The following is an 8,890-nucleotide window of genomic DNA, read 5'->3' on the forward strand; positions in this document are numbered from 1 at the left end:
TGTCGGCCGTGGGGTTACGCCCTCGCACGGCGCCGCGGCCCGTAGGTCGGGTTAGCCCCCCGCGAGGGCGTAACCCCACGGCCGACACCGTGGCGCCCGCCGAGGCCCCTGTCGGGTTACGGCGCGCGCCGGGCTGTTCGTTCGCAGCGACCGCCATGCTGGCGCGCCTAACCCGACCTACGGCCGTGCCGATGATCGCCGGAGCCGTAGGTCGGGTTAGCCCCGCGGGGCGTAACCCGACGGCCGACAACGCGGCGCCTGCGGAGGCCGATGTCGGGTTACGGCGCGCGCAATCCTTTGTTTTACCCGGACCGCCGTGCCAGCGCGCCTAACCCGACCTACGGGCCGTGCCATCGGCGCAGGCGACGCCGGCGCATCAGAACGGATCCGCCGTGGGATTGTCCCAGGGCCGATCCGTTCGGCGGCCCCTTTCGAGGTGGCCGGCCGGATCGCCCGCAAGCAGGCTGCTACCGAGACCGGGGGGATCAGCCAGTACGCGGCCCGGTGCTTGCGGTCCGGAGGCGGTTTCATCTTGGGGTGCTGCCCGCAGCCCTGTCGGTCAGGGGAAGGGCGGGCTGCCAGCTGGATCGCTGCCCAAAATGGAGACTTCGGGGTGACGTGTCGCGATGCGCTGCTCGATGCGCCGGACCTCGTCGTCGTCGAGGGCCAGCACCATCAGCAGTTCGCCGCGTTCCAGGGCGGCGAACTGGGGCGCGACGGCGCGGTTCGCCGCCTCGTTGCGTTGCTGGGACCAGGTCGCGCCGACGGTCGCCCCGAGGGCCGCCAGCAGGGCGAAGCCGAGCGGGCCTGTGTAGCCGAACGCGACCAGCGACAGGGCGAGCGCCGACAGTGTGCCACCGCCGACGAGGGCGCCCTGGCCGATCGCCTCCCCCGGCGTGCGATAGCGGATGCGGGTCACCGGCAGGTCCGGCGGCCGGGCGGCGTGGATCCGGATGCGTTCGGGCGGGACGGCCGCGCCTCGCGCCTCATCGACGAGCCGGCGGGCCTGCTCGGCATTGCGGATCCGCAGATAGATCATCGTGGCCATGTCGCTCCCAAGGCTGTTCGTTCAGCGGGGTCGGCGCCGCGGCGGTGCCTGCGCTGGATCCCCGCTTCGGAGTGATGTCGACCATGACGGCGATCATCGCCGTCTCACAAGCAGGAGGCATGCCGTGCCGGCCCATGGCCCGAGCGGCGATGGGCCGCGGCCGTCGGCTCGAGCGCCATCGAGCAGGGGCGCCGATGCGGGCCATCGAGGGTGGCACATGGGTGTCGTCTGGTTGTAATCCCCCGTCCGACGGGGCAATCCCCCCTGGGCCAGGGTACCGATCGGGCGAGCCGGGCCCGTCTAGTGTCTCGCTCCGGAAATACCGAGGCCGCTTTCATGTCGCCCTAGGATGAGAGGACCCTAGTGCAGCACTTCATAAATCCAGAGGCCGTTCGTTGTCGTTGTCCTGATCGTAGTCCGATCGTCGACAACGATAGTCGTTCGAGGTGGCCTCGGAACATCCGCACTGCTGTACTAGGAGCCCGCTTGCGGGCGACGACGACGCGCTCGTGGCGGCCAAGGAAGGGTTCAGAAACAAACGACACCAGCGCGAAGACGACAAGAAACGACGAAATACACGAAAGTCGCGAAAAACGGCAGATTCTTGTGTGTCAGTTCGGCCCTTTCGCGAGTTTCGCGTGTTTCGTAGTTCCCAGAAGATGGACCGGCTGTTCTTGAATCGTCACTCACGATCGCCCGCAAGCAGGCTCCTAACCACGCGCCACGCGAGGGTGGCAGGCCGCCGCGTCCAGTCTCGGGAATTGCGCCGTCTTGCATTAGGATGCCTGGACCGCGCTGGCGATGCTCGGGATCGCTGCCGCCCGCTGCTGCCCATCGTCCCTGGCCCGCCGGCGCGTCGGCGTGACTCGGTCTCGCCGACGCGCCGGCGGCCTTTGGTCTGGCGTTTGCTAGTCGTTGTCAGCCTGAGCGATAGACTAGCCGGGCCGGTGGGGCGTCCCGGCAGACGCCGAGAGGCCACCTCGAAGGGGGGCGAGGCCACCCGCGCGGGGCCAGGATCCCCCGCCATGTTCAGTCGCCTGAACGACCGAGAGTGAAGCGAAGCGGAAGCCGCCTCTTCGTTACGCGTCTTGAAGACTGGCCCGGATGGCAATTTTTCAACCTAAAAGCGGCAGTTGGACGGTGCCCGAGGTGCGACGTGCATCGGGTGCCGTAGCGGCCTTCACCGAGCGGGTGAGCAGGACTCACGTAGAGCCTCCGCGCGATTTCAACGACTTGAACGCATGATGAAGCGGTCAACTGCCGTTTTTGGGTTCAAGGTCCCCAAACGAGATCAGACCAGCCTTCCAGAGATGAATTGCCGCAAATCGCACAGCCCTTCCGAGTCCACCGACGAGCCGGACGTTCATGCCTGGGAGCGGCTCGCCGAGCTGGAGCGCCGCTCGCTGCTCGCCGAGCAGGCCCGCCAGCTCGCGCATCGGATGCGCACGCCGCTGAACGTCATCGAGTTGATCTGCGAGACCCTCCAGCTCGAGCTCCAGCACGAGCAAGGGAAGGCGGAACGGCTCGACGCGGTGCTCGATGCCGTCACCCGGCTCTCGACGACGCTGACCGAGACGGTGAAGTCCAACCGCTTCGCCCCGGGCCCGCCCCGGGCGATGGACCCGATCGCGATCGCCGCGCAGTTGGTGCGGCTGCACGACGGCGAGGTCGAGGATCGGGCCGAGGCGCGCCCCTGCGTGCTGCTCGATCCGATGGCCTTCGAGGCGGCGATCCTGCATGCGCTGCGGTTGATCGGCGTCGGTGCGCGGCCCGGGCCGCGACCGTTGTTGCGTTGCGCGGTCGTCGATGGGGTCTTGAGCCTGAGCCTGGCGGCGAGCGGTGCGATCGGCGCGCCGGTGGGCATCCTGAACAACGAGTCGCTGATGCTTCAGGCCGCCGCCCGCGTCGCGCGCGACGGCGGCGGCCGCCTCGCGGTCGAAGATGGGGCGGTGACCTTTCTGTTGCCGATCGCCGCACCCTGAGCGTGGCCGGGCAGGGCCCGGCCGCGCGAGAGGCTCGTCAGACCATCACGCCGGACGAGAAGCTGTAGCTGTCGAGGATGTTGACGTAGTTGGCGCGCTCGAGCTGCGCCGGATCGGGGACCGAGAGGGCGCTGACGCGGCCGCGGAAGTCCTCGACCGACGCGAAGCCCTGTTCGCCCATCCAGGCCTCGATGCCCTCGCGGATGTTGGCCAGATAGGCCGGTCCCTTCGCGAGCAAGGCGCTGCAGAGATGGACGACGTCGGCCCCGGCGAGCAGCAGCTTGATCGCATCGGCCGCCGTGTGCACACCGCCGGTGGCGCCGAGCGACAGCTCGGTGCGGCCATGCAGGAGCGCGATCCAGCGCATCGCGAGCAGGGCCTCGGCCGAGGTCGAGGGGTGCAGGGTCGGCTGCAGCCGCAGGTTGTCGATGTTGATGTCCGGCTGGTAGAAGCGGTTGAACAGGGCCACGCCGTTGGCCCCGGCCGCAGCCATCTGCTTGACCATGTGCCCGACCGAGCTGAAGGCCGGCGAGAGCTTCATGTTGATCGGCAACGCGACCTGGCTGCGCAGGTCGCGCAACAGCGACAGGTAGCGCTCCTCGACCTGGGCGCCGCTCTGTTCGATGTCCGCGGCGATGTAGTAGACGTTGAGCTCCAGGGCGTCGGCGCCGGCCTCCTCGAGGACCTTGGCGTGGCCGACCCAGCCGCTCGGGGTGACGCCGTTGAGGCTCGCGATGACCGGGATGTCGAGGGCCGCCTTGAGCCGCTGCAGCTGCTCCAGGTACTGCTCCTGGGCGCCCGCGAAGTCGGGGAAGTCCGGCAGGAAGCCGGTGCTGGTCTCGGCGAAGCCGGTGTCCTGCTGGTGCAGGAAGCGCACCATCGACTCGGCCTCGGCGGTGATCGCCTCCTCGAACAGCGACCACATGACGAGCGCCCCGGCGCCATGGTCCTCGAGCTCCTTGGCCATGTCGAGGTTGCGCGAGAGCGGCGAGGCGGACGGGACCAAGGGACTCTTGATGGTCAGCCCCAGGTATTTGGTCGTGAGATCCATGACATTCTCCAGCGATAGTGATCCGGTGGTGTGGCGTACCGCGCCCCCCGCCGCGCGCCGCCGCCCGCGCGGGGCGGCGACGTACGACGTGGGGCGGTTGCGCGGCCGTCAGCCCTTCTCGGGGGTCTTCTCGAGGGCGATCCGAGCGAGCTGGTCGTAGAACCTGAAGCGCATCTGCACGTGCTCCTGGGCGAGGCGCATGTAGCGCTCGGCATCGTCCGGATGGGTGCGGTTCAGCACGTTGAAGCGGGTCTCGCTGCTGAGGAAGTCGCGGTACGGCAGGCTCGGCGCCTTGCTGTCGATGTGCAGCGGGTTCTCGCCCTGGGCCGCCTTGCGCGGGTCGTAGCGGAACAGGGCCCAGTGTCCCGAGTTGACCGCCATGTCCTGCTGGCGCAGGTTGTTGGACATGTCGACACCGTGGGCGATGCAGGGCGAGTAGGCGATGATCAGCGACGGGCCGTCGTAGGACTCGGCCTCGAGGAAGGCGCGCACCGTCTGCACGTCCTTGGCGCCGAAGGCGACCTGGGCGACATAGACGTTCTCGTAGGCCATCGCCATCATCGCCAGGTCCTTCTTGAAGGTTGGCTTGCCGGCCGCCGAGAACTTGGCCACGGCGCCGAGCGGGGTGGCCTTCGAGGTCTGACCGCCGGTGTTGGAGTAGACCTCGGTATCGAGCACCAGCAGGTTGACGTTGCGCCCCGAGGAGAGGACGTGGTCGACGCCGCCGTAGCCGATGTCGTAGGCCCAGCCGTCGCCGCCGATGATCCAGACGCTGCGCTTGACCATCTGGTCGCAGAGGGTCGCGAGCAGCCGGGCCGGCTGGCCGTCGATGCCCGCCAGGCGCTGCTTGAGCGCGGCAACGCGCTCGCGCTGCTCGAAGATGCCGGCCTCGCTGGACTGGTCGGCCGTGAGCAGGGCATCGGCCAGGTCGCCGCCGATGCGATCGGCGAGTTGGGCGACCAGTTCGCGCGCCAGGTTGGCCTGCTTGTCGACGGCCAGGCGAAGGCCGAGGCCGAACTCGGCGTTGTCCTCGAACAGCGAGTTGTTCCAGGTCGGGCCGCGCCCGTCGGCGTTGGTCGTGTAGGGAGTCGTCGGCAGGTTGCCGCCGTAGATCGACGAGCAGCCGGTCGCGTTCGCGATCAGCATGCGGTCGCCGAAGAGCTGCGAGGCGAGCTTGACGTACGGGGTCTCGCCGCAGCCGACGCAGGCGCCGGAGAACTCGAACAGGGGCTGGAGCATCATCGCGTGCTTGATCTTGGTCGGATCGAGCTTGGTGCGGTCGAACTCCGGCAGGCCGAGGAAGAAGTCCCAGTTGACCTGCTCGACGTCGTGGATCGTCTGCGCCTCGACCATGTTCAGCGCCTTGCGCGAGGGGTCGTTGCGGTCGCGGATCGGGCAGACCTCGACGCACAGCCCGCAGCCGGTGCAGTCATCCGGGGCGACCTGGTAGACGATGTGGTGATCGGCCGGGAAGTCCTTGCCCTTGACCGGCACGTGGGCGAAGCTCGCCGGCGCGTCGGCGGCCAGCTCGGCCGGGAAGACCTTGGCGCGGATCGCCGCATGCGGACAGACGAGCGGACACTTGCCGCATTGGGTGCAGAGGTCCTGCTCCCACTTCGGCAGCTCCAGGGCCAGATTGCGCTTCTCGAAGCGAGTCGTGCCGGTCGGCCAGGTGCCATCGGCCGGCATCAGGCTGACCGGGAGGCTGTCGCCCTTGTTCGCCATCAGGGTCGCGGTCACGCGCTGGACGAAATCCGGGGCCTCGGCCGGCACCACGGGCGGGCGCTCGAAGGCGCTGGTGGCCTGGCTCGGGACCTCGACCTTGTGCAGGCCGGCGACGGTCGCGTCGATCGCCTGGAAGTTGCGATCGAGGAGCTTCTGACCCTTCTTGCCGTAGGTCTTCTCGACCGCGTACTTGATCTGCGCGATCGCCTCCTCGCGCGGCAGGATGCCGGAGATCGCGAAGAAGGCGGTCTGCATGATGGTGTTGATGCGTCGACCCATGCCGGTCTCGCCGGCGATCTTGTACGCGTCGATGACGTAGAACGACAGGCCCTTGTCGATGATCTGCTGCTGCATCGAGCGCGGCAGGTCGTTCCAGACCTCCCCGACCGGGGTCGCCGAGTTGAGCAGGAAGATCCCGCCGCGCTTGGCCTTCGCCAGCATGTCGTAGCGCTTGAGGAAGATCGGCTGATGACAGGCGACGAAGCTCGCCTCGTCGTCACCGATCAGGTAGCTGCTCTCGATCGGCTTGGGACCGAAGCGCAGGTGCGAGACGGTCACGGCGCCGGCCTTCTTCGAGTCGTACTGGAAGTAGCCCTGGCCGTAGTTCGGCGTCTCCTCGGCGATGATCTTGATCGAGTTCTTGTTCGCCGAGACGGTGCCATCGGAACCCAGGCCGTAGAAGACGCAGGCCGTGACGCCCTCGGCCGCATCCGGGCGGAAGGTCGGGTCCCACTCGATGCTCGAATGGGTCAGATCGTCGATGATGCCGACCGTGAAGCCGTTGCGCGGTTTGTCCTTCGCCAGTTCGTCGAAGACGCCCTTGACCATCGCCGGCGTGAACTCCTTCGAAGACAGGCCGTAGCGGCCGCCGACGACGCGCGGCAGGCGTGCCATCCGGCCCTCGGCGACGGCCTGGGCGAGGCCGGTCAGGACGTCCTTGTAGAGGGGCTCGCCGTCGGCGCCGGGCTCCTTGCAGCGATCGAGAACGGCGAGGCGGGTCGCGGTCACCGGCAGCGCGGCGAGCAGGGCGCCGACGTCGAAAGGCCGGAACAGGCGCACCTTGAGCAGCCCGACCTTCTCGCCGCGGGCGGCCAGGTGCTCGACGGCCTCCTGGGCGGCGCCGATGCCAGAGCCCATCAGCAGGACGACGCGCTCGGCGTCCGGGGCGCCGACGTACTCGAAGAGGCGGTACTGCCGACCGGTCAGCGCGGCGAGCTGGTCCATGTACTTCTGGACGATCCCGGGCAGGGCGCGGTAGTAGGGGTTGACCGTCTCGCGGCCCTGGAAGTAGACATCCGGATTCTGCGAGGTGCCGCGCACGATCGGGTGATCCGGGTTCATCGCCCGGCGGCGGTGGGCGACGATGAGTTCCTCGTCGATCATCGCGCGGACGGTCTCCTGCGGGATCCGCTCGACCTTGTTGACCTCGTGCGAGGTGCGGAAGCCGTCGAAGAAGTGCAGGAAGGGCACACGCCCTTCGAGGGTCGCGGCCTGCGCGATCAGCGCGAAGTCCATCGCCTCCTGCACCGACGCCGAGCAGAGCATCGCATAGCCGGTGGCGCGACAGGCCATGACGTCGGAGTGATCGCCGAAGATCGACAGGCCTTGGGCGGCGAGCGAGCGGGCCGTTACATGCAGCACCGTCGGCGTCAACTCGCCGGCGATCTTGTACATGTTCGGGATCATCAGCAGCAGGCCCTGGGAGGCTGTGAAGGTCGTCGACAGGGCGCCGGCCTGCAAGGACCCGTGGATGGCCCCGACGGCGCCGGCCTCGCTCTGCATCTCGACCACGTCGGGGACCGTGCCCCAGAGGTTCTTGACCCCGAGCGAGGACCACTCGTCGGACAGCTCACCCATCGGCGAGGCCGGGGTGATGGGGTAGATGACGATGACCTCGTTGGTCATGTGGGCGATGTAGGCGGCGGCTTCGTTGCCGTCCAGGGTTACCATCTGCTTCTGGGTCATTAGTCAGTCCCGGATTACGTGAAAGGGGATTGCGCCTAAGGGGCGGATTACCGTGGCCTTCTGCGTACTTTTCGATACTAACGGGCTACTATAGCCGGAAAGGCCAATCCTTGGCTGCCTACGACCGGGATGGCACCGCGGCGATCGGGCGGTCGCCGGAGAGCCCCTAGGATCGCAACAAAACATATTAAAAACTAATGCCTTACAATGCAATGGCGCGTCCGGGGCAGGCGTCGCAGGGCGGCCTCGCGGGCGTCCCGCGTTAGTATATTAAAATAAACAGACTGATTTCACGTCTTATTGTTTTGTTAAATCCTTATGCTTCATCTTTGGGCGGGGTTGCTCGCCACTGCACAGCGATGGGTCGGTGAGCGGGCCGCGGGCGCCCGATCCTGGTACGGGCGCGGTCCCTCGCGCGCCGCCGCGGGGGGCGCGTGGGCGTCCCGCTGACGGCCCCGACGGCCAGGCTGCGGCCGATGGTCCGCGCCGACCTGGACGCGGTCATGCGGGTCGAGCGGGCGGCCTATCCCTTTCCGTGGACCGAGGGGATCTTCCAGGATTGCCTTCGGGGCAACTACAGCTGTTGGCTCGCCGAACAGGGTGGGGAACCGATCGGTCACGGCGTCATGTCGGCCGCGGTCGGCGAGTGCCACATCCTCAATATCTGTGTGCACCCGCACTGGCGGGGCCGCCGACTCGGCCGCACGCTGCTGCGCCAGCTGCTGGCCCTCGGGCAGGAGCAAGGCGCCGACACCGCCTTCCTCGAGGTGCGCCCGTCGAACGAGGCGGCGATCGCGCTCTATCGCTCGGAGGGTTTCTGCGAGGTCGGACGGCGACGCGGCTACTATCCGGCCAACACAGGCAAGGAAGATGCGATCATCATGGCCAGGCCGCTGTTTGCGGAGTGGGCCGACCTGGACTGACTGCACGGCGGATCCGTTCTGATCCGCCGGCGTCGCCTGCGCCGATGGCACGGCCCGTAGTCGGGTGAGGCGCGCTGGCACGGCGGTCCGGGTAGGACAAAGGATTGCGCGCGCCGTAACCCGACAGGGGCCTCGGAGCCGCGTTGCCGGCTGTCGGGTTACGCCCCGCGGGGCTAACCCGACCTACGGGCCGACG

At 68.0% G+C, this 8,890-nt stretch carries 5 protein-coding genes; 2 read left to right on the forward strand and 3 right to left on the reverse strand.

Features of this window, described 5'->3' with window-relative positions:
* Positions 1–559: 559 nt before the first annotated feature.
* Complete coding sequence (locus tag CKO41_RS17315; protein ID WP_200253933.1) at positions 560–1,048, reverse strand: hypothetical protein; 489 nt, start codon at positions 1,046–1,048, stop codon at positions 560–562.
* A gap of 1,310 nt (positions 1,049–2,358) precedes the next feature.
* Here CKO41_RS17315 and CKO41_RS17320 point away from each other — a divergent pair.
* Positions 2,359–3,030, forward strand: a complete 672-nt coding sequence (locus CKO41_RS17320) for a histidine kinase (protein WP_200253935.1) — start codon at positions 2,359–2,361, stop codon at positions 3,028–3,030.
* 37 nt (positions 3,031–3,067) lie between these two features.
* On the opposite strand, the gene CKO41_RS17325 is transcribed toward CKO41_RS17320, so the two are convergent.
* Positions 3,068–4,081: a dihydroorotate dehydrogenase-like protein gene (locus tag CKO41_RS17325; protein WP_200253937.1), complete on the reverse strand. Its 1,014-nt coding sequence runs from the start codon at positions 4,079–4,081 to the stop codon at positions 3,068–3,070.
* A gap of 108 nt (positions 4,082–4,189) precedes the next feature.
* A complete protein-coding gene (nifJ, locus tag CKO41_RS17330; protein WP_200383177.1) occupies positions 4,190–7,771 on the reverse strand; it encodes a pyruvate:ferredoxin (flavodoxin) oxidoreductase in 3,582 nt (1,193 codons plus the stop codon).
* Between the two features lie 476 nt (positions 7,772–8,247).
* Between nifJ and rimI the strand changes: the two genes are divergently transcribed.
* A complete protein-coding gene (rimI, locus tag CKO41_RS17335; RefSeq protein WP_200253941.1) occupies positions 8,248–8,694 on the forward strand; it encodes a ribosomal protein S18-alanine N-acetyltransferase in 447 nt (148 codons plus the stop codon).
* The last annotated feature ends 196 nt before the right edge of the window (positions 8,695–8,890 follow it).

The organism is Thiococcus pfennigii (genome assembly GCF_016583835.1).
Classification (GTDB): domain Bacteria; phylum Pseudomonadota; class Gammaproteobacteria; order Chromatiales; family Chromatiaceae; genus Thiococcus; species Thiococcus pfennigii.